At 36.7% G+C, this 21,185-nt stretch carries 20 protein-coding genes, 1 pseudogene and 1 riboswitch; of the genes and pseudogenes, 11 read left to right on the top strand and 10 right to left on the bottom strand.

Features of this window, described 5'->3' with window-relative positions:
- Window positions 1-630 (top strand): orotate phosphoribosyltransferase, encoded by a 630-nt coding sequence (gene pyrE, locus BW727_RS04055; protein ID WP_062469317.1) that lies wholly within the window; start codon window positions 1-3, stop codon window positions 628-630.
- Between the two features lie 41 nt (window positions 631-671).
- Here pyrE and BW727_RS04060 read toward each other — a convergent pair whose 3' ends face one another.
- Complete coding sequence (locus tag BW727_RS04060; protein WP_062469316.1) at window positions 672-2,366, bottom strand: NFACT RNA binding domain-containing protein; 1,695 nt, start codon at window positions 2,364-2,366, stop codon at window positions 672-674.
- 622 nt (window positions 2,367-2,988) lie between these two features.
- Between BW727_RS04060 and trpX the strand changes: the two genes are divergently transcribed.
- The 5 genes from trpX (at window position 2,989) to coaBC (ending at window position 7,711) form a co-directional block, all read left to right on the top strand.
- Window positions 2,989-3,993 (top strand): tryptophan ABC transporter substrate-binding protein, encoded by a 1,005-nt coding sequence (gene trpX / locus BW727_RS04070; protein WP_062469311.1) that lies wholly within the window; start codon window positions 2,989-2,991, stop codon window positions 3,991-3,993.
- 24 nt (window positions 3,994-4,017) lie between these two features.
- The gene (locus tag BW727_RS04075; protein ID WP_062469308.1) at window positions 4,018-4,929 is read left to right on the top strand and encodes an ABC transporter permease; all 912 of its coding nucleotides are present in this window, start codon (window positions 4,018-4,020) and stop codon (window positions 4,927-4,929) included.
- A gap of 2 nt (window positions 4,930-4,931) precedes the next feature.
- On the top strand, window positions 4,932-5,723 hold the full coding sequence (locus BW727_RS04080) for an ABC transporter ATP-binding protein (protein ID WP_062469305.1): 792 nt from the start codon (window positions 4,932-4,934) through the stop codon (window positions 5,721-5,723).
- Window positions 5,724-5,811: 88 nt separating this feature from the next.
- A complete protein-coding gene (locus tag BW727_RS04085; protein WP_062469302.1) occupies window positions 5,812-6,396 on the top strand; it encodes a xanthine phosphoribosyltransferase in 585 nt (194 codons plus the stop codon).
- Between the two features lie 112 nt (window positions 6,397-6,508).
- Window positions 6,509-7,711, top strand: coding sequence for a bifunctional phosphopantothenoylcysteine decarboxylase/phosphopantothenate--cysteine ligase CoaBC (coaBC, locus tag BW727_RS04090; protein WP_062469298.1), 1,203 nt, complete (start codon window positions 6,509-6,511; stop codon window positions 7,709-7,711).
- 201 nt (window positions 7,712-7,912) lie between these two features.
- Here the strand turns inward: coaBC and mnmL are convergent, their stop codons facing one another.
- The 3 genes from mnmL to BW727_RS04105 all read right to left on the bottom strand — a co-directional run bounded on the left by mnmL (window position 7,913) and on the right by BW727_RS04105 (window position 10,819).
- Window positions 7,913-8,839, bottom strand: a complete 927-nt coding sequence (gene mnmL / locus BW727_RS04095) for a tRNA modification radical SAM protein MnmL/YtqA (protein ID WP_062469295.1) — start codon at window positions 8,837-8,839, stop codon at window positions 7,913-7,915.
- A gap of 16 nt (window positions 8,840-8,855) precedes the next feature.
- Window positions 8,856-9,860, bottom strand: coding sequence for an ornithine cyclodeaminase family protein (locus BW727_RS04100; RefSeq protein WP_062469293.1), 1,005 nt, complete (start codon window positions 9,858-9,860; stop codon window positions 8,856-8,858).
- A gap of 134 nt (window positions 9,861-9,994) precedes the next feature.
- Window positions 9,995-10,819, bottom strand: a complete 825-nt coding sequence (locus tag BW727_RS04105) for an aldo/keto reductase (RefSeq protein ID WP_062469289.1) — start codon at window positions 10,817-10,819, stop codon at window positions 9,995-9,997.
- 147 nt (window positions 10,820-10,966) lie between these two features.
- Between BW727_RS04105 and nth the strand changes: the two genes are divergently transcribed.
- Complete coding sequence (nth, locus tag BW727_RS04110) at window positions 10,967-11,572, top strand: endonuclease III (RefSeq protein ID WP_149025720.1); 606 nt, start codon at window positions 10,967-10,969, stop codon at window positions 11,570-11,572.
- Window positions 11,573-11,684: 112 nt separating this feature from the next.
- Window positions 11,685-12,446 carry a helix-turn-helix domain-containing protein gene (locus tag BW727_RS04115; protein WP_062469282.1) on the top strand — a complete coding sequence of 254 codons (762 nt, stop codon included), beginning with the start codon at window positions 11,685-11,687 and terminating at the stop codon, window positions 12,444-12,446.
- A 69-nt stretch (window positions 12,447-12,515) separates the two neighbouring features.
- Here BW727_RS04115 and BW727_RS04120 read toward each other — a convergent pair whose 3' ends face one another.
- From BW727_RS04120 to BW727_RS04140, 4 genes and pseudogenes are all read right to left on the bottom strand, one after another.
- The gene (locus tag BW727_RS04120) at window positions 12,516-13,259 is read right to left on the bottom strand and encodes an amino acid ABC transporter ATP-binding protein (RefSeq protein ID WP_062469279.1); all 744 of its coding nucleotides are present in this window, start codon (window positions 13,257-13,259) and stop codon (window positions 12,516-12,518) included.
- A pseudogene (locus tag BW727_RS10875) lies at window positions 13,259-14,879 on the bottom strand (ABC transporter permease subunit). The gene BW727_RS04120 and the pseudogene BW727_RS10875 overlap by 1 nt, the downstream one beginning before the upstream one ends.
- Window positions 14,880-14,962: 83 nt before the next feature.
- A riboswitch (Lysine riboswitch) is annotated at window positions 14,963-15,110 on the bottom strand.
- An 87-nt stretch (window positions 15,111-15,197) separates the two neighbouring features.
- Window positions 15,198-16,130 carry a magnesium transporter CorA family protein gene (locus BW727_RS04135; RefSeq protein ID WP_062469269.1) on the bottom strand — a complete coding sequence of 311 codons (933 nt, stop codon included), beginning with the start codon at window positions 16,128-16,130 and terminating at the stop codon, window positions 15,198-15,200.
- Window positions 16,131-16,181: 51 nt separating this feature from the next.
- On the bottom strand, window positions 16,182-17,729 hold the full coding sequence (locus BW727_RS04140) for an FAD-dependent oxidoreductase (protein WP_062469267.1): 1,548 nt from the start codon (window positions 17,727-17,729) through the stop codon (window positions 16,182-16,184).
- Window positions 17,730-17,904: 175 nt separating this feature from the next.
- On the opposite strand from BW727_RS04140, the gene BW727_RS04145 reads away from it, so the two are divergent.
- From BW727_RS04145 to BW727_RS04150, 3 genes are all read left to right on the top strand, one after another.
- A complete protein-coding gene (locus BW727_RS04145; protein ID WP_062469264.1) occupies window positions 17,905-18,468 on the top strand; it encodes a general stress protein in 564 nt (187 codons plus the stop codon).
- A 155-nt stretch (window positions 18,469-18,623) separates the two neighbouring features.
- Complete coding sequence (locus tag BW727_RS10815; RefSeq protein WP_257787921.1) at window positions 18,624-18,884, top strand: DUF5996 family protein; 261 nt, start codon at window positions 18,624-18,626, stop codon at window positions 18,882-18,884.
- The gene (locus BW727_RS04150) at window positions 18,820-19,470 is read left to right on the top strand and encodes a DUF5996 family protein (RefSeq protein ID WP_233418534.1); all 651 of its coding nucleotides are present in this window, start codon (window positions 18,820-18,822) and stop codon (window positions 19,468-19,470) included. The genes BW727_RS10815 and BW727_RS04150 overlap by 65 nt, the downstream gene beginning before the upstream one ends.
- A 58-nt stretch (window positions 19,471-19,528) precedes the next feature.
- Here the strand turns inward: BW727_RS04150 and BW727_RS04155 are convergent, their stop codons facing one another.
- The gene (locus BW727_RS04155) at window positions 19,529-19,957 is read right to left on the bottom strand and encodes a PepSY domain-containing protein (RefSeq protein ID WP_062469261.1); all 429 of its coding nucleotides are present in this window, start codon (window positions 19,955-19,957) and stop codon (window positions 19,529-19,531) included.
- Between the two features lie 97 nt (window positions 19,958-20,054).
- The gene (locus BW727_RS04160; RefSeq protein ID WP_062469259.1) at window positions 20,055-21,131 is read right to left on the bottom strand and encodes a mechanosensitive ion channel family protein; all 1,077 of its coding nucleotides are present in this window, start codon (window positions 21,129-21,131) and stop codon (window positions 20,055-20,057) included.
- Window positions 21,132-21,185: the final 54 nt, after the last annotated feature.

Below are 21,185 nucleotides of genomic sequence, written 5' to 3' on the forward strand. Positions count from 1 at the left end.
ATGATACGCGCTGAAGAAATTGCAAAAACACTACTAGAAATTGGTGCCATTTCCCTAAATCCAAAAGAGCCTTTTACTTGGGCTTCGGGAATTAAAAGTCCCATATACTGTGATAATCGCATTATTATGAGTGTCCCTAGAGCACGGACACTCATTACTGAAAGTCTTATTGCTTTAATCCAAGAAGCTTACCCGGAAGTTGAGGTCATTGCGGGGACGGTTACAGCTGGGATTCCTCACGCTGCCTTCGTTGCCCAGAAGATGGATTTACCGATGATTTATGTGCGTGGTAAAGCTAAGGAACATGGGAAAGCAAAACAGATTGAAGGGCGCGTTCAGCCCGGACAGAAAGTTGTGTTAATTGAGGATTTGATTTCAACGGGTGGCAGTGTCATTGAAGCAGCTAAAGCCATTGAGAGAGAAGGATTAACCGTTTTAGGCTGTCTCGCTATTTTCACTTATGAACTTGAAAAAGGAAAAGAAAATTTTTATAACAGTGGTTATTCAGTTGAGACCTTATCTGGCTACAGCAGTCTATTAAAAGTTGCTCAAGAAATGGATGCCATTACTGAACAAGAGTTTGAAGTTTTAAAAAAATTTAGTAAAGATCCGTTAAATTGGCAAAAATAAAAAATCATGACCATCTCATCTCTCGAGTTGGTCATGATTTTTTATTTCACCCGAAGGGAATCAACTATATCCTTGTTCGGTGTCACAAACAATGTTTTTTGATCGGTATAGATTACAAAACCTGGTTTTGCTCCATTTGGCTTTTTAACGTGTTTCACTGGAACATAATCGACGGGAACATTAGCAGATTGCTGAAATTTCGAATAATAAGCAGCAATTACAGCTGCCTCTTCTAATGTTTCCAAACTTGGGTTTGAATCTTCTACAATGACATGAGAACCTGGAATATCTTTAGCATGTAGCCAATAATGATTGTTTCGTGCCTTCTTTAGGGTTAAATTATCATTTTGCACATTATTTTTCCCAACTCGTATATCAGTTCCATCGCTTGAGCGGAAATGGTGGGGCTTGCTCGTTTTTTTCTTAATTTTTTTCTTTGAGCGCTTGGCTTTTAAATAACCGGATTCTTTCAACTCATCGCGGATGTCTTCCAAATCTTGCGGATCTGAGAGGGTGATTTGCGTTTCAATTGAATCCAAATAGTGGTTTTCTTTTTTTGTTTTAGAAATTTGTTGATTAACATACTTAACTGAATTGACTAGCTTATGATATTTAGTAAAGTATTTTTGAGCATTTTGAGATGTCGTCAAGGACGGATCCAAGCTAATAGTTAAGGGTTTCTCCTCATCATAAAAATTATTTAAGCTTACTTCTGAGGCAGATTTAGGAACTTGATGTAAGTAGGCTGTCAGTAGTTCACCTTTGATACGATAATCCTCAGCTTTTTCGCTTCTAGTAAGTGTATCTTCAAGTTTTTCTAACTTTAAATCATTTTTTTGTTTTTCGTTACGGATAATAGCTAATAAATCAGACGCAACTTGTTTGATGCGATCATTAGTTGCTTTATCGATGTAATACGCATCCAAAAGCTGACTTGGGCTGTCAAAAGTCTGTGTGTCACCTTCCATAGTTTGATAGGGGTAAGGTGCAAAAATTTGCTTTTGAGCTGCGGTGGTAAAAAGTGTTGCAGGTCCTTTACCAACAGCTTTTAAATAGTTTTTAACAGCTTGAGAAAATGTTTCTTTGACATAACAATTAATTTCTAATGCACTATCTTTGCCGACTCCTTGCAGAATTGCTTGGACACGTTTAGGGCCTACCTCAATGGCACTTTCTTCTTTCCATTTTAAATTTAATATTTCTGTACTTGCTTCATATGGGTTTAGCTTATCCTGATGTGGTGGTAATACATATGTCGCGCCTGGCATAATGGTACGGAAGCTATTTTGATAAGCAGGAACATGTTTTAGGCAATCCATTATCTTATTCGTTTCTTTCTCAACTAAAAAGATATTACTGTGCCGTCCCATCATTTCTACTATCAGGGATAGGTGACGCAAATCTCCTAAGTCGTCAAATTTACTAATATTAAAAATGACAATTCGATCATTACCCAGTTGGTCAATCGATTCTATCATTGAACCTTCAATATTTTTTCTTAAAAACATACAAAAATTTGGTGGTTGGTCTGGGTTAGATAAAGACTCCTCTGTCAATTGAATTCGAGCATACGAAGGATGAGCAGATAAGAGTAGCTTTTTATTTTTACGCTTTGCACGGATATTCAGCAAAATTTCATGTTGAAAAGGCTGATAGATTTTTGAGATACGACCGCCTTGAACGGTTTCTTTCAATTCGTCGACGATTAAGTGGGTATAAATTCCATCATAGGACATCATTAAAACTCCTCTCTAACCCGTCTATCATACCATGTTTACAAGAATTCGTATAGAATAGTGCCAAATATGCCTGATATCGGTCCAAAAAAGCAGTGTAAGAAAGAATCTAAATATTATATAATAAAGGGGAAAAAGATGACGGGTAAAGGTTATGTTGGTAAGTACAAGGCTATCCTACTTGGGGGGTATTACATTACTCTTATCTCATTTCATTTTTATAGTAAAAAGGAGTGCCTGGTAAAATACTAGACACTTCTTTTTTTCTCATTTATTTTTAACTTTGTAGTTGACATTCTGAGAAGTGAAGGTTAGTATTGAAGATAACAAATTTCAAGTAAAGGAGCAGTTAATATGTCAGCTACAGTTACAATAAACTTTATGACTTTTTATTGGCAAAGCCACATGGAGTAGGTTGTTTTCTTTGCGACGTCTTAACTGTCCATAGATACAGCCTCAGAGCTATCTGAATGTATCTATGTGGATTTTATTCCGAATATAAAACTATTCGCCACGTAGACATCAAGTCCAGTCTATGTGGCAGTTTGTATTTAAAAGCTGCCCTGATATTATTCAGATGGCAGCTTTCTTTTTATACAAAAAAATATTTGGAGGTTTCAACATGATACTTAAAACTTATAAAAAAAGATTAGCGTTACTTCTTGGTTCCTTATTCATTCTAGGAGCATGTACCGATCATACAGAAATAGAAAGCTCTTCCGCTAGTGCAGAGGGGGATTTTCCTTATATTGGGATCATGCAACTCATCTCGCACCCAGCGCTAGATGACATTACAGATGGTATTATCGATCAACTTGAAACAGAAGGTTATATTGATGGTCAAACTGCAACGATTGATTTACAAAATGCGCAAGGCGATCAATCAAACATGCAGGCCATTGCAGAACGCTTTATTTCAAACGACGCCGCGATTACCGTTGGAATTGCTACCCCAGCAGCACAAGCACTGGCGAGCATGAACTCGGATATTCCTATTATAATGGGTGCCATTACAGATCCTTTAGCTGCAAATTTAGTCGCTTCTATGGAAGAACCTGGCGCAAATGTGACGGGTGTTAGTGATCAAATTCCCTTAGAAGAGCAATATGACTTGATTATGAAACTTGTCCCTGAGATAGAATCAATTGGCTTTTTATATTCTTCGAGTGAGGATAATTCTTTAAGCTCCGCAACACAAGCAGAAGAGATTGCTACTTCCTTAGGATTAAAGGTTGTTACCAAGACCGTTAATAGTGCTAATGAGATTCCTCAAATTGCGGAATCGTTAGTCAGTGAAGTGGATGCTATCTGGGTTCCTACCGATAATATTATTGCCACAGGTATGTCCGCACTGATTGAAGTAACCGATGCCTATCAAATACCTGTTTTTCCTTCTGTCGATACTATGGTTGAAGAAGGTGGGCTGGCTGCTATTGGACTCAATCAATATGCCATTGGAACACAAACGGGTGCAGTTGTCGTAGATGTTTTAGAAGGGGCAGATCCAAGTAGTTATGCCATTCAATATCCAAGTGAAATTGAAAAAATAATCAATATAAAAACGGCTAAAAATCTTGGGATAACCATTCCGGATGAAATATTAGAAGGTGCCATTATCTTTGAATAAATAAATTAGAAAGAAGGAATAAAAATGAATATGATTATATCTGCCATCGCCCAAGGACTCATTTGGAGTCTACTAGCATTAGGACTATTTATCAGCTACCGTATTTTAAATGTCGCTGATATGTCTACAGAGGGGTCTTTTACCTTAGGAGCTGCGGTTGCGGTTACTTCTATCACAAATGGACTAAACCCTTTTCTTTCTATTTTTTTATCATTAATCGCTGGTGCCTTAGCAGGAGGAGTTACGGGTTTTTTAATAACTAAACTCAATATTTCGAGTCTACTTGCTGGAATTCTTACAATGACGGGTCTCTACTCAGTCAATTTACGAGTTATGGGCAAAGCAAACGTAAACTTATTAGGACTAAACACCATTTTTTCAGGGATATCTGAACTGGGTCTTCCGCGACATAGTGATACGATTCTAATTGGAGTTTTAATCGTATTGGTCATTATTATTCTTTACAGTATTTTTTTTAAAACCGAATTTGGTCAAGCACTTATTGCAACGGGCGACAACCAAGCAATGGCACGCTCGTTAGGAATCTCAACCAATATTATGACAACCGTTGGCCTGATGATGTCTAATGGAGTTATTGCGTTAGCCGGTGGTGTAATCGCTCAGAGTAACGGCTATGCCGATATCCAAATGGGAATTGGTGCTATTGTGATTGGATTGGCTTCAATTATTATAGGAGAAGTACTCTTCCCACATGTTTCTTTGAAAATTCGCCTCGTTTGTTTAGTACTGGGATCGATTATTTATCGTTTAGTAATGGTTCTCGTTTTAGAAGCAAATCTCAATCCAAATGACTTTAAATTAATTTCAGCTATTATGCTAGCAGGATTCCTAGCATTGCCTAAAATAAAAGCTGTTTATGATGTAAAAATTTATCGTAGAAAAATAGCTAAACCAATAGATAAGCAGGTGAAATAATAATGAGTAAAGAAGATGTTATTCTAGAAATCGCTCACGTCTCTAAAACTTTTTACCCAGGCTCTATTAATCAAATTGAAGCATTAAAAGATATCAATTTAACAGTGAGACGTGGAGAATTTATCACACTAGTCGGTGGTAACGGAGCTGGTAAGTCAACTTTATTAAATGCGATATCAGGGTATTTTTTCCCAGATGCAGGCTCTATCAAAGTAAATGAAAAAGATATTACATTTCTAAAAGAAGAAAAACGTGCCCCTTACATTAGTCGTGTCTTCCAAGACCCTAAAATGGGAACCGCACCGCGTATGACTGTGCAAGAAAATTTATCTTTAGCTTATCGTCGTGGTGAAAAGCGTACCTTGAAGTTTGGTACAAGCAAAGAAGAACGTGCATTTTTTAAAGAGCAACTCGCGACACTCGGCTTAGGTTTAGAGAATCGCCCATCAGCAGATATTGGCCTTTTATCAGGTGGACAAAGACAATCTATTGCATTGTTGATGGCTACTTTAAAGCGTCCTGATATTTTACTTCTGGATGAACATACAGCCGCACTTGATCCAAAGACAGCACAGTTAGTGCTGGAGTTAACGGATGCAAAAGTCAAAGAAATGGGCCTCACCACTATTATGATTACCCATAATCTACAAGACGCAATTAAGTATGGCACGCGGACCTTGGTTTTACACCAAGGTAAAATCGTTAAGGATTATCAAGGGCGAGAAAAAGCGAATTTAACCACTGAAGCACTTTTTGCTGAAATTCAGACCCTAGCAATTAGCGATTTGTATTAATAATAAGATTAAAAACAAACTTTATTCCTATTTTCCTTGTTTAATGTTAATATATATATATCTAACAATATTTGGAGGGAATGACGATATGAAGTTATTAGAAGATGCAATTCTCGAAAAAGGAACGATTTTAGAAGGAAATGTCCTCAAAGTAGACAATTTTTTGAACCATCAAATAGATCCAGCTCTTATGAAGGCGCTTGGGGATGAATTTGCTCGTGAATTTGCTGATAAGGGGATTACTAAAATTCTAACAGTAGAAACCTCAGGGATTGCTCCAGCTGTGTTTGCTGGTTTAGAGTTAGGCGTTCCAGTTGTTTTCGGTCGTAAAAATAAGAGTTTAACCTTGCAAGATAATATGTTTACTACAAGTGTTTATTCCTATACAAAACAAACTTCGAGCGATATTTCAATTTCAAAGGATTTTCTTTCGCCAACGGATCATGTTCTACTAATCGATGATTTTCTAGCTAATGGACAAGCCATTTCTGGACTTTTATCAATTTGTAAAAGTGCAGGAGCCTCAGTAGCAGGGATTGGTATAGTTATTGAAAAATCTTTCCAAAAAGGACGTCGCATCGTAGAAGAAACGGGCATTCCAATTCTCTCGCTAGCCCGTATTAAAAGCTTAGATGAAAATGGACTTGTTTTTATAGATGAAGAAGGCCAATAAACCCGACGTGCTGTTCTGAAAAGAACGGCACTTTTTTATATGGAATATGTTAAACTAAGAAGATAAAAGGGTATAAATTCCTAGATAACGAGACTAAGACGGAGGGGATTAAGTGTTAACAGGAAAACATGTTACGGTATTTGTCACCGGAGGTATTGCTGTCTATAAAGCAGCAGACCTTGTGCGTAAATTTATTAAAGCTGGAGCAATCGTGCGTGTTGCTATGACTGAGAGTGCCACGAAATTTGTTCAGCCGTTGACTTTTCAAATTCTATCGCGCCATGAAGTCTATACAGATACTTTTGATGAGAAAGACCCAAATAATGTATCGCATATTCATTTAGCAGATTGGACAGAGTTAGCGGTCGTGGTACCGGCAACTTCTAATATACTAGCTAAAATGGCGCATGGGATTGCTGACAATATGGTATCAACCACATTAATGGCAACTACAGCGCCTCGGTTGATTGTACCAGCTATGAATCAAAATATGCTGGAAAATTTAGCTACACAAGCTAATCTAGAAACCTTAAGAAGTTTTGGATATACAATCATGGAACCAGATACTGGATTCCTTGCAGAAGGATATGAAGGAAAAGGGCGTATGCCTGAACCAGATAAGATAGCAGAAGCAGCTCATCAGTTATTAATCAAAACTTCCAGCGATTTACCACTCAAAGGTAAAAATGTTTTAGTTTCAGCAGGAGGCACCATTGAGCGTATTGATCCCGTTCGCTATATCACTAATGATTCTTCTGGGAAAATGGGCTATCGCTTAGCAGAGGCAGCTCGTGACTTAGGAGCGATGGTTACATTGGTCTCAGCATCTAAACTCGAACATCCGTTCGGAGTAACAGTTAAAGAGGTACAAAGTGCACGCGAGATGCAAGCTGAATTGATGGCTAGCTTTGATGAGGCGAATATAGTCATTATGGCAGCGGCAGTATCTGATTATCGGCCAGTTAATCAAGCGGATCGTAAGATGAAAAAAACAGATACCGATATCCAAATCAATTTAGAAGAAAATCCAGATATATTGGCAACGATGGGTCAATTGAAAAATAAACAGTTTTTGATTGGTTTTGCAGCAGAAACGAATGACGTTGAAAAATATGCCTTAGATAAACTAAAACGTAAACAAGCAGATATGATTGTTGCAAATGATGTATCAAAAGCAGACGCCGGGTTCAACAAAGATACTAACGAAGTTATCATTATACAACCAAACCACAAACCAATTCATATTGATACAGATACTAAAGAAGCTATTGCAAAAGAAATTTTACAGATTGCAATAAATAATCTTAAATTGTAAAATATTGAGATAGTAAAATAGCTAATTTATAAATTTAATTAAATAGGTTAGTTTTTAGAAAATCAAGGCATAAATGGGCAGGATTGGCCATATTGAAAAAGGTATAGATAACTTAGTATAATATATATTATGTAAACTAGAATAAAATGAGTTAAAAAGAGGCAAAGATGCGAATCTTCCCTCTTTTTTCTTTTATATTTTTTAAGCATATTTTATTCCCTGGAAACTATTTCGTTTTTCTAGCTCATCATCAATAGCATTTAATATTTCCCATTTTTTTAAACTCCACATAGGACCAACTAACGTTTCTCTAGGTGCATCACCTGTCAGCCGGTGAATGATAATATTTCTAGGTATTATTTCAAGCTGATCACAAATTAATTGTACGTATTCATCTTTTTCCATCAACTTTAGCCGTCCATAGTGATAATCACGTAGCATTTTGGTATTTTTCATTAAATGCAAAAGGTGCAATTTAACGCCTTGGATATCTGAATCAGCAACCATTCGCTGAACACTTTCCATCATCATGTCATAATTCTCACCGGGAAGACCATTAATCAAGTGGGTGCAGACACGTATACCGTGCTGGCGAAGTCTAGCAACAGCATCAAGGTAAGTCTGGTAGTCATGGGCACGATTAATCATTTTACTGGTTTGTTCATGAATTGTTTGTAAACCCAGTTCAATCCACAGATAATAGCGTTGATTCAGTTCAGCCAAGTAGGCAATCGTATCGTCAGGCAAACAATCAGGTCTCGTTGCTATCATAATTCCGACGACACCATCTTCATTGACTACTTGTTCAAAACGTTGACGTAATACATCGACAGGTGCATGTGTATTGGTAAAGTTTTGAAAATAGGCGATATATTTATTTGTATGAGGCCATTTTTTGTGCATTTGATCAATCCCTTTCCGCATTTGAAGCGGTAAAGGATCAACACGGTCTTGAGCAAAGTCTCCAGAGCCAGAAACACTGCAAAAAGTGCACCCACCGTAGGCCACAGTGCCATCTCTATTTGGACAATCGAACCCACCATCTAAAGCTACTTTGAAAACTTTCCCACCAAATTGTTCTTTCAAATGATTATTCAGAGTTTGATATCTTTTTTCTCGACCTTGCAATTACTTCACCTCTTACTTAATTATAATTAATAAAGGAATAGTTCTCTCCTAAACCTTGCTCAAGCGCTCGTTTATAGACGTGACCGGCAATAGAAACGTCCATTGCGCCTGTCCCGATTGGAATACACATAATGATTTCTTCTTGAAAATTGGGCATCTCAACAGCACCGATTGCAAGTTGCCCTAAGGTTGTAAAAATATTTTCCTCAGTCACCCTACCTTCTTTATGCAGTTTTTTAAGTGCTCCTCTGTTAAGTGCTTGATCGGGATGGTCTACAATTATTTTGTCAACTGATAAAATAAGGTCGTCGTCAACTTCTTGGAAAGAGCCCATTGGAAAGACAACAGTCCCTGGCTTTATCCATTCTCTGAGTAGAATAGGTTCTTGTGCGTTCGTTACAGTAATGAGAATTTCCGCTTGCGCAGCCTTCTCACCCTCTTCTGGATTACAAATAATAGTCTCTCCTGAAACGTATTGCTTCATTTCATTTGCGTATATCTCAGCGGTCTCACGACGATGATTCCACACGCGTAACTCTGTGATTTCATACAAGTCAGCAATAGCTTCTAATTGGAAACGCGCTTGCTCCCCCGCTCCATACATACCGATGCTTACCTTATCTTTAAAGCCAAGGTATTTTAGGGAGTTAGCGGTTTGAGCGCCGGTTCGAAGATTGCTAATGTAGGTTCCTTCCATGACAGAGATAAATTCACCCATACGTGGATCTAAAAGTAAGATCATAGCTGAAATATAAGGTAACCCAGCTTCACGTCTCTCCCCTGCTATTCCACTTACCCATTTAATCCCTGCAAGATCCATATCACCAATGTAGGCGGGCATCGCGTTAACAAATCCTTCATGAAATGGATAGCCACCAGTCTCACCTAGGTCTAAAGACACCTTGGAAGGATTAATGACTGTTTTATTACCAAACCCTTGAAAAGTTTGATCAATAATGCGGTTTGCATCATGCATGGTTACTAACTTTTTTATTATTTCTTCGTTTAATAATCGTGTCATAAAATCACCACCTCTTATAATTATTCTATTTGTATTATATCAAATCATACCATAAGCAAGTGATAAAATGATTCATTATCTAATCTACACAATAGAAAAAAACTGGTATAAACCAGTTTTAATCTGTAACTTATTTATAGCGATAGATTATCTAAAAAGTCCATATCTTCTTGTTCAATCTCAAAATCTAAATCTGCATTTTCTAAAATATATTTATCATGGACAGATTTTGGTAGAATCACTAACCCATTCTGAAGTGGATAACGATAGGCTATCTGAGCAATAGATTTGTCATACTTATCTGCAATCTTTTTAATATCTTGGTTATCCAGCAATCTTCCTGTTCCTAACGAAGAATAGCCCTCAACGATAATGTCATTTTCTTGGCAGAACTTAACAATTTCTGGCTGTGTATTACCAATATGATATTGGATTTGGTTCACAGTAGGCTTAACACCCGTTTCGTTTATTAAGTTCTTTAAGTCGTCGACATTAAAGTTCGAAACGCCAATTGCGCGGATGAGCTTTTTATCATAGGCTTCACGCATGGCGCTCCAAACATCGACATTTTCTTTATAAAAATTGGGACGACTTTCTTTGTGACTAAACAAGCGCCATGGAGTTGGACAGTGGATTAACATAAGGTCTAAATATTCAATATCTAAATCAGCTAATTGCTCGTGAATATCAAGCATAGCCTTTGTATAAGTTTTAGACTCACCTCTAACTTTAGATGTGATAAAAATACCTTCGCGATTTACTCCACTTGCTTTAATGCCTTCTCTAATGCCCTTAGCATTTTCATAGGCATGCGCAGTGTCGATATGCAGATAACCATTATTAAGTGCAAACTCGGTTGGATGAACAGCTTCTGGTGTTTTTACTTGCCATGTTCCTAAAGCTATTTTAGGAATTGAAACACCATTTGACAACATATAAGATTCTTCTAGAATAGTCATAATTCTCCTTCTTTCTTGAATTTTATAACGCTTACATTTTCATTATAGTCGTCTTGACCCATTCTGACAAATAATTAAAGCTCCTCTTTATATTTCATCTCTTTACAATGCTATACTATAGGTATAAACGAATAAAAGGAGAAGATTATGGTTACTAAAGAACGTGCACGAGAAATATTAGAACAAATTATTGCTCTGTACCCTGATGCCCAAACTATTTTAAAATATCGTAATAACTTCGAATTACTGATTGCAGTCATGCTGAGTGCTCAAACAACAGATATGGCAGTTAATAAAGTTACTAAAAAATTATTTGAACGATTTCCCGATCCTGCTAGCTTTGCAGTTTCTTCACCGGAAGAAATTGAGCCTTATATCCAATCGATAGGACTTTACCGTAATAAAGCCAAATACATTTATACTTGTTCAAATCAATTAATAAAAAATTTTGGTGGTAAAGTTCCAAGTAATCGGAAAGATTTAGAGTCTTTGGCTGGAATTGGTAGAAAAACGGCTAATGTCGTCTTGAGTGTTGGGTTTAATATCCCAGCATTTCCAGTCGATACGCATGTTTCGCGAGTCTGCAAACACCATGGAATTGTTCCTCCTGATGCAACGCCTCTAGAAATAGAAAAAATTGTAACTGATATTTTACCCGCCGATTTGTGGAAACAAGCCCACCATGCCCTTATCTTTTTTGGGCGAAATATATGCACACCTCGCAACCCAAAATGTGGTGAATACTTAATTTGAAAAATAAAGAGCTTTTAACCTTTGTATTAATTTGTGCTTATTTGTGTTATTATTTAGTTATAAAATAACTAAAATAAACTAATTAAACATAATTATCGAAAGGGGATAAATTATGGCAAATAAAATTTATACGGTTAAAGATGTTTCAGAAATACTTAATGTTCATCCTAATACTATAAAAAATATGATAAGTGACGGTCGTTTAAGAGCCTGGAAAACACGTGGAAATACTGGACATTATCGTTTTAACGAAACGGATGTTAATGACTATCTTGAAAGAGAAGGTTTGCCAGGTTTAGCTTTTAAGCGGGAAAAACCTCTGCCAGTAGCTTACGGTGAGGAGAATGAGACTCTAGACGAAGAAGCAATTTATATAGCCACACTCCAACTCTTTCGTGAAGTTGGTTCTCCTCTTAAGGTATTTGGTAGCTATATGGAAACATTAACTTTAGAAGAATATGCCAATCAATTAAAAGGACGTGCGCATATTTGGGTATTGGAGACTATAAGACAAGCTGAGCTCGCTTTTTCCAATTCTGTACTCGCACAAGTATATCCGGACTTTGCTTACTTTATTGATCAAATTAAAATCGGCATTGCAAGTAAAAATCGTCTGGATGGTGGTTTAACTTTAACGAGTGTACTTCTGATTCCCAATGGTATTCAAACAAGAATATTAGACGGTACCTTGCAGCAATTTCATTCTTATTTAGGGCCTGGCCTTATTGAATTAAATTGGAAGGAACGTCACTCTTATTATTTGGGTATGCAAGCAATTTCTCTAGAAAAATTTAAAACAGCCATCTTAGATCGCAATGGCTACTTTTTCCAAAGTTTTTTACGTAAGATTGAAGAAGAAGAAAAGAAACGTTGAGATAGCTCTTTAGTTAACCTTTTGAGCCCACACAAAAAACCATTCTAAAAATTTAGAATGGTTTTTTTTTTAAACTCCTACTTCTAAAATACGACTTAAAAATTCCTTTGTTCGTTCTTCTTTAGGATGATTAAAAATATCTTCAGGTTTCCCTTCTTCTACAATGACACCCTGATCCATAAAAACAACACGATCGGATACTTCACGAGCAAATTGCATTTCGTGAGTCACGACGACCATGGTTAACCCTGTTTCGGCAAGATGCTTCATAACTTTTAAAACTTCTCCGATCGTTTCAGGGTCTAAGGCAGAAGTTGGCTCATCAAAAAGTAAAGCATCTGGGTTCATCGCTAATGCTCGGGCGATAGCAACACGTTGCTTTTGACCACCGGATAATTGAGCGGGACGAGCATTGATATAAGTGTCCATTCCTACTTCAGTTAAATAGCGTAAGGCACGTTTCTTTGCCTCTTCTTTTTCGGTTTTTAACACATTAACTTGACCAGTTGTACAGTTTTCTAGAACATCTAAATTATTAAATAGATTGAATTGTTGAAATACCATGCCTACCTTAGACCGATAATGGAAAAGGTCCAAACCTGATTCTTCAATATTTTTGTCACGGTATAAAACGGTCCCTGTTGTTGGTTGTTCTAATAGATTCAGACATCTTAAAAGCGTAGATTTCCCTGAACCAGAAGAACCAATTAAACATACGACTTCTCCTTCATTAACATCAAAACTAATATCTTTTAAAACTTCACGATTGCCAAATTTTTTACTAAGGTGATTCACACTAAGAACTGCAGCCATTATTGCACTCCTTTACTTTTATCAATGTTTTGCACTTGGTTCTGATTACCACCTACCAATTGGTAGACGTCACTACCCGCCAGTTTGCGCTCTAATCGACGCAAAATTCGTGTAATCGTTAATGTCATAACTAAATACATGATACTTGCGACTGTATAGGGACCAAAGTAATCAAAGTTAATACCTGCTACTGTCTTTGTTTGAAAGAATAGTTCCGTCACAGAAATGACGCTTAAAACGGATGTATCCTTGATATTAATAACAAATTCATTACCAGTCGCTGGTAAAATATTACGCCAGACTTGAGGGATAACAACGATACGCATGGTTTGCCAGTGTGACATACCAATCGCTGCGGCGCCTTCAAATTGCCCCTTATCAATCGAAACAATTCCTCCGCGGACTATTTCAGTCATATAGGCACCAGTATTGATCGATACGATAAAAATAGCAGCTGCAATACGATCGAGATCCCAGCCAAATGCAAGAGCAGATCCGTAATAAAAGACCATTGCCTGAACAATCATGGGGGTTCCACGGAACAGTTCAACATAACAAGTTGTAATTAAGTGAATCGTTTTTAAAAAAAATCGTTTTACTCCTTTTTCAGGATGGGGAATAGTTCGGATAATGCCCATAATCATCCCTATTAAAAGGCCAACAATCGTTCCAATAACCGAAATATAAATCGTTACTCCGGCCCCCCGTAAAAAGAGGGGGTAATTACTAATAAATATATTCCATAAATGACTCAAACTCATTCAGCTCCTGTTATTATTGGGCAGCAGGTTGATTTAAAATTGCTTCTTCCATCAACTCTTGTTGCTCTTCACTTGAAATACCTTCTAAAACTTGATTAATTGCTTCTATTTCTGGTTCCCCTTTACGTAAACCAATTGCAATCATCGTGTCTTCTGGATTGGTTTCAAAACCTTCTGTAAATTCGATATAGGTAAAGTCAGGATTAGCGTTAGAAGCACTAATCGCCTCTGGTTTTTCAGACACATAGCCGTCAATAACACCTGACTGTAGTGCAACCCGCATAGCCGAGAAATTCTCCATAGCTGTTTGTTTTTCAACACCCTCAATTTGATCAATTACACTGTAATGGAATGTATTTAGTTGGGCAGTAACTTTGGCTCCAGAGAAATCGGCTAATTTTGTGGCATTAACAAACTCACTGTCAGACTCTACTACCATTACAAGTTGTGAATCTAAATAAGGAATACTAAAATCAATCGTTTGTTTTCTATCTTCCGTAGGAGACATACCAGCAATAATGGCATCAATTTTATTTGATTGGAGGGCTGGTACGAGCCCATCCCATTCTGTTTTGACAATTACCAGTTCTAGCCCTAATTCATCTGCTATTATTTTTGCAATCTGAACATCATAACCACCAGCATACTCTTTAGAGTCGGCAATAGGAACAGCTCCATTGCTATCGTCTAATTGGGTCCAGTTATATGGTGCGTAAGCAGCTTCTAACCCGACTACTAAAGTATCATCATCTTCATTCACTACAGCGGATCCCGTATCCGAAGAACTGTCTGCGCCACACGCTGCTAATAAAAGACCTGCTCCGAGTAATAAGGGCCAAGATTTTAATGTCAATTTCATTTTTATTCTCTCCTTCTGCTATAAAAAAATGTAAACAAAAAACCGTGAGCAAAAGGCTCACGGTTTAACCGTCCTTTTGCCCCAACATGAACAGCTCATCAATGAATAAAATTGGGCATTTTATTCTGACAGTATTATACTTATTCAGTATAATCCCAGTATCACATTCGATACTTCGGCGAATTCCCCTTTCGTTTCCTACTCTTGGTTTTCGCGGCCTCTGGTTCATATTGTTTTGTTTATTCTCTGTACTATAGCGAAGATAATTTGAATTGTCAATGCTTAATATCATCAAATTCTAATAATTCATTTTAGTATTCATAAATAATCTTTTTTCTTCAACCAAAAGATAGTCACAATACTAATTAGAATAGAAATACCCAGTAATAAAAAAAATGAGAATGGGCTATTATCTAATGGCAGTCCCACATTCATTCCCCAAAAAGAACCGATAATAGTTGGAATAGTGAGGACAACTGTGAGAGAGGTCAAAAATTTCATAATATTATTTAAATTATTAGAAATAACACTTGAGAAAACTTCGCTTAAATGATCAATCATATCCGTTGATTCTCGAACCATCACTGAGGCTTGACGGGAAGCAACCTTAATGTCATGTAGTAATTCTCTTTCAACCCGGTCGTTGGAAAAAATTTCTTCCTCTACTAAATTTTTTATAATCTCATGATTTTCAGTAATACCAGTATCAAAATAGACCAAATTTTTATGGATAGCGATCAGTTTATAAAAAGCTTCGTTTCTTGTCGTGTTGATGATATTTTGTTCCATATCTGTTATTGTTTTATCAATATCCATAATCATCTGAACATAACTTTGGGTCAACTCCCATAATAAATCCAATAAGATATGGGAACTAGATATTGACCCTTCTGAGTGGTTCATTTGCAATTTTTCAATAAAGTGGACATGACTAGGCGAGATGGTAAAAATTCTATTCGACAATAAAATAATCGCTAAAGGACGCGTTTCATATTCAACGTAACTATGATAATCATTCATAATTTGCGGATAAGAAACAAGCATCAATCTAATGGGCTCTCCAAATTTATTTTGCGTGACTTCTAAACGCGGCACTTCATACCGATCAAGCGCATCTTCTATAAAATCTAATGGAACCCCCATCTCCTCCGTCAAAAACAGTTTTTCTTCGGAGGTAGGCTTTTCATAGTGAAGCCAATGCACGTAATTGTCTGTCTTTACCGGATTTCCTTTTAATCGAAAATAGGTCATTCTATTCACCACCCTCTTATTATAGTAATACGACTCATATGAAATCTTAAATTACAGAGTAGGATCTACATTTTCTAAAGGTGTCACAGCTGGACCATTTAAAACTTCTCCTTTGTAAGAAAAGCGCGAGCCATGACAAGGACAGTCCCAAGAACGTTCAGCGTTATTCCAATTTAAACCACACCCCATATGTGTACAGGTTGTTTTGACAAGATGAAGTTCACCATCTTGATCACGGTACCCTCCCATTTTTTCACCGCTAACGCTGACTAATCCCCCTTCATCAGCCAGTAAATCATCCGGAACAAGTTTAGGTTGTTTGTTTTTAGAAGTGATGAAATCTTTTCCTACTGTTGTATTTTTGATGAAAAATTGTTTCACATCTGCTGGCTTAAATTTCCCTCTGGTTGGGTCCAACAAATCACGATAAGGGTTAGTTTGCTCCATTATGATATCAGTAATGAGTTTGGCAGAAGTGGCCCCCATTGCCATTCCCCACTTATTAAACCCAGTCGCGACCAAAACATGTGGCGAACGGTGTGTCATTTGACCAACATAAGGGAGTTTATCTAGCGTGGTCATATCTTGAGCCGACCAGTGATAAACTACTTCGTCAGTTGAGAAAAATTCTTCTCCAAATGTCAGTAGATTGTGATAATGCTCTTGTGTATCTGATTTACTTTTTCCAGTTTTATGACTATCTCCTCCAATTAGCAATAATTGTTCACCATTATCCGCCCTCACAGAGCGCAGTGAACGCGTTGGCGAATCTGCACTAATATACATTCCTTCGGGTAATGGATGAGGGTTTTTAACTAAAACAGCATATGAACGTGAAATAGATAGTTTAGAGAAATATAAGCCATTAAAGTCATTAAAGGGGTAGTGGCTTGCAACAACAACTGTATCACAAGATAGTTGTTTACCATTTTCCATAATGACAGTGGTGTCATCTTCCAACTCAACCGCTCTCGTGTCTTGGTAGATTAACCCTCCAAGCCGTTTAATTTCGTTTAGGAGACCCGTTAAAAATTTAACAGGGTGAAATTGCGCTTGACGCGACATGGTCAAGGCTGCTGTTGTATTAAATGGTAGCGTTTGCAATTTCCCTTCTGTCAAAACAGCACTTATTCCAAGCTTTTCATAAGCTCTGGCTTCTTTTTTTATCTTTTCAGCACCCTTTTCTGTTGTGGCATAAACGGTGGCGTCTTTTACTTCAAAATCACAGTCAATTTGTAAGTTATCACTTGTCTGATTAATAAGTTTTAATCCATCGATATTCGCTTGATAGTAGAGACGAGCTTGTTCCTCATTAAAGGTTTGAATAATCTTGTCATAAATCAAGCTAGGCTGGGCAGAAATTTTAGCAGTGGTATGTCCGGTAACTCCTGACAGAAGACTACGAGCTTCAACAAGGCAAACTTTTTTACCAGATTTTGCGAGTAAATAGGCTGTCATAATCCCTACTATACCGCCACCAATTACACCAATTTGCGTCTCTTGATTATCAGTCATTTTAGAAAAAGTAGGGATTTCGCGGGTGAGCCAGTAAGATTCTGGGAATTGCCATTGTTCTTGGTCAGCAAATCTATCTTTCATAAAAAACTCCTCCTTCTTTATCACTGTTACCTTGTTTAAAGTATACCACTTTAGCTGATGTGAAAAAAATTAAAGTTACCCCTTCTCATTTAAAGATAGCGTTTTCTTTGCTAAAATGATTGGCTTCTTATACAATTACGTTATAAGAATAGTAAAAATAGGAGGTAATAACGATATGGCTAAATTTGTAAAAGGTGCATATGATACAATCTCAGAAGTTCATACTGCTTTAGAAGAATTAAAAGAAGAGGGTTATACAAAGAAAAATATTAAATTGGTAACAGATGGTAATAAAACTTATGAAGATTTAAAGAGTGCTACAAATACAGAGGTTGAAAAAGAAGATGGAACAGTAAAAAATAAGGATACTTGGGATAATATTATTTTTGATTTTCCGCTTCTTTCCAGCCAGGACTATTCTAATAACGTCATTAGTCCAGTCCCAGATCCTGATTCTGAAATTGACGAAGAAGACAGTTTACTTAAAGGGTACAAAAAAGAGTTAGATCAAGGTAAAATCATTGTTATAGTAGAAGATATTTTAAATAAACAAGCATCTTTCAATCTAGATAAAATAGATAAAAATAGTGAAACACCAAAAGATAATATGACAACTAAGGAAGTACTTGAAAAAACTCCGGAGCAAGACTCACATCCAGATACGAATGAAATGGACGAAGTGTTAGAACAAGAAACAACTTATGTACCTGGTGATGAAGCCAGACATTCAGATAAGTAAGGATTTCATAACCAATTTTTAAAAAATAGGTATTCACCGTGAAACCAATACGATGAGCACCTATTTTTTTATTAATCAACAATGAAGGAGCGTTTACAATGGGATTTTATCAAGATAATAAAAATGAAATACTCACACTTTAATTAATCTCTCAGATTTTAGGCAAAGTAAAATTAGAATATGCTGCTCAAGAGCCTCAATGGGCCCATGTGGTTTTAGATATTACACCCCATGGTTTCTCTACGGGATTACTTAAGCATAAAAATGCTTATTTTGAAATTGAAGCGGACTTGATTGCCAGTGAAATTATCGTCAAAGCAAAAGAAAAAGACAAAGTGATAAAACTGACAGATGGTAAGGCCATCAGCGACTATTATAAAGAAATCATACAAGCAACAAAAAAAAGTTGGTCTTGACATCACAATTCAAACAAAGCCACAAGAAATGGCACACACAACTCCGTTTGAGGAAGATCAAAATCACCATCACTATAGCGAAAGTGTCGCAAGTCAAATTTTGAATTGGTTCCAATTTGCTTGGGACGCCGAGCAGCAGTTTATTGCACCTTTTAGACAAAGAAAGGTTTATCCAGGCTTATTCTGGGGTACCTTTGATGTGTCATGTATCATCATTTATAACGAATTAGAAGATTTTCCCGATGATAGCAAAGTTATTGAACGGGCTGCTTTTGACGAACATATGATTGAATTTGGCTTTTGGTTAGGTGATGACACGATTGAAAATCCGTGTTTCTTCACCCTTCCCTATCCTTTTGTAGACGGAGTAGAGCTTGAAGTGGATGACACTTTCCCAACGGGTAGTTACTTCAACTCTAAAATGGCTGAGTATTTATACGAAATAAAATCCGAAGTGAGTCAGGCTGATACAGATGAAACGATTCGCTTTTTGGAAGCCTCTTGCAAAAAGTCATTAGAATATCTAAAATGGCAAGAAACGCAACACTTCTTTGAAGAATTAAAAATGGATAAAAATAAAAAATAATACAATAAAAAGGCAGGCCATAAATTTCATAGAGTCTGCTTTTTTACTGTATTAGTCACTATTTTTTCTTTAAAAGTTCTCCAGTATCGAGGTCATATTTGTAGTTCGCATGTTGGCCGTTTTCTAAATCTGTTTTAACGGTTAACTCTGCTCTTCCATCTTCAAGCTCGAGTGACCATTCATAAAGGGTTCCATTTCCATCCTTTAGTGCTTTATCGACTATAGTCTGGATTTTATCGGTATGTTCCTGAGTAATCTCTTTTTCTACCCGTTTTGCGCGCTTTTCTTTTGTTTCTTGAATTTCACCACTATTAGGATCAATGTAAATTTTATACTCTTTCTCATCATCGTAACCTTCAACCTTGTACACATATGCTTGTGCCTTTAGTTCTAATTCAACTTCTTTGACGGTTGTCTCTGGATACTGATCTTTGAACACTTGGAGGGCTTCACTAGGAGTTAGATTAATGTCTTTGTAAGCATTCATTTATAAAGTCACCTATCCCTTTCCTATTCCTCTACTTATTATGTCGTCTCATCTATAATATACCTAGAAACTAGTAGGTTAGCAAGAAAACACTGTTTTAATCCATATTATCCGCAATAACATGGACGTCACGTTGTGGAAACGGTATTTCAATCTGATTATCTCGGAATTTTTTGATAATTTTAAATCGTAGATCACTCGGTATCCGGAATTCTCTTTCATCGCTTTGTGAATCAATCCAAAACCAAACACTAAAAGTTAACCCCGACTCCCCGAAGTCCTCAAAAAAGACACGTGGATTCGGTTCATCGGCAATGTTTGGCCACAAATCTTGCTTCAACTCATAAACGGCATCCAATAAGAGTTGTTGAACGAGCTCGACATCGCTACCATAAGCAACATCAACATAAACGGGTATACGTAAACGGGTATCAACATAAGAACGATTTACAAATTTTTCTTCTAGAAAAAAAGAATTTGGAATAATCATACGCTCGTTAACACGTGTTCGTACAATGGTTGCCCGAATATTTATTTCTTCCACATTTGCAATCTTATCATCAATTATGATCCGGTCTCCCACACGAATGGGACGTTCAAACAAAATGATTAAACCAGAAATAAAGTTAGACATAACATTTTGTAAACCAAATCCAATCCCGACTCCCAATACACTTGCAAATACAGTCAAGCTACTTAAGTTAAACCCAACGGATGAAAGCGAAACAATAACGGCCATCAGGACAATGAAATAGCTAAAGAAAGTATTCATGGAAGCACGCATCCCTCTGTCGAGGTCATACCGATCGTAAATTACTGGTAAGATGAACTGGCGAACAGCTTTAGAGAATTTAATGGCTAATATAACTGAAAATAAAATCGTTAAAATCAGAAAGACAGTTATATCCGTATCACCAAAAACAAATAAGGTTTCGTATATAAAGGCCGTTTTAGAAAAATAAGAAAAAAAGAAAAGCGTTAAAATAAATAAGGTTAGCCAATTAACTATAGTAATCAGAAATAATTGTGTCCTTTTGCGTTCGATATTTTTTATAATAAGCTTATGCAATCCAAAGCGGCTTAATAGAATAACAATTAGACCTATAAATACCCCAATCCAGAAATTTACTCCGCCAGACTGGATTTTATCTATAAAATTTTCAATCCCTTCCATCTCATTCTACCTCACTTTTAAAATATGATTTAAAAAACACCTTCAAAGAAAGTG

Source organism: Jeotgalibaca dankookensis (assembly GCF_002005405.1).
In the GTDB taxonomy this organism is placed as follows: domain Bacteria; phylum Bacillota; class Bacilli; order Lactobacillales; family Aerococcaceae; genus Jeotgalibaca; species Jeotgalibaca dankookensis.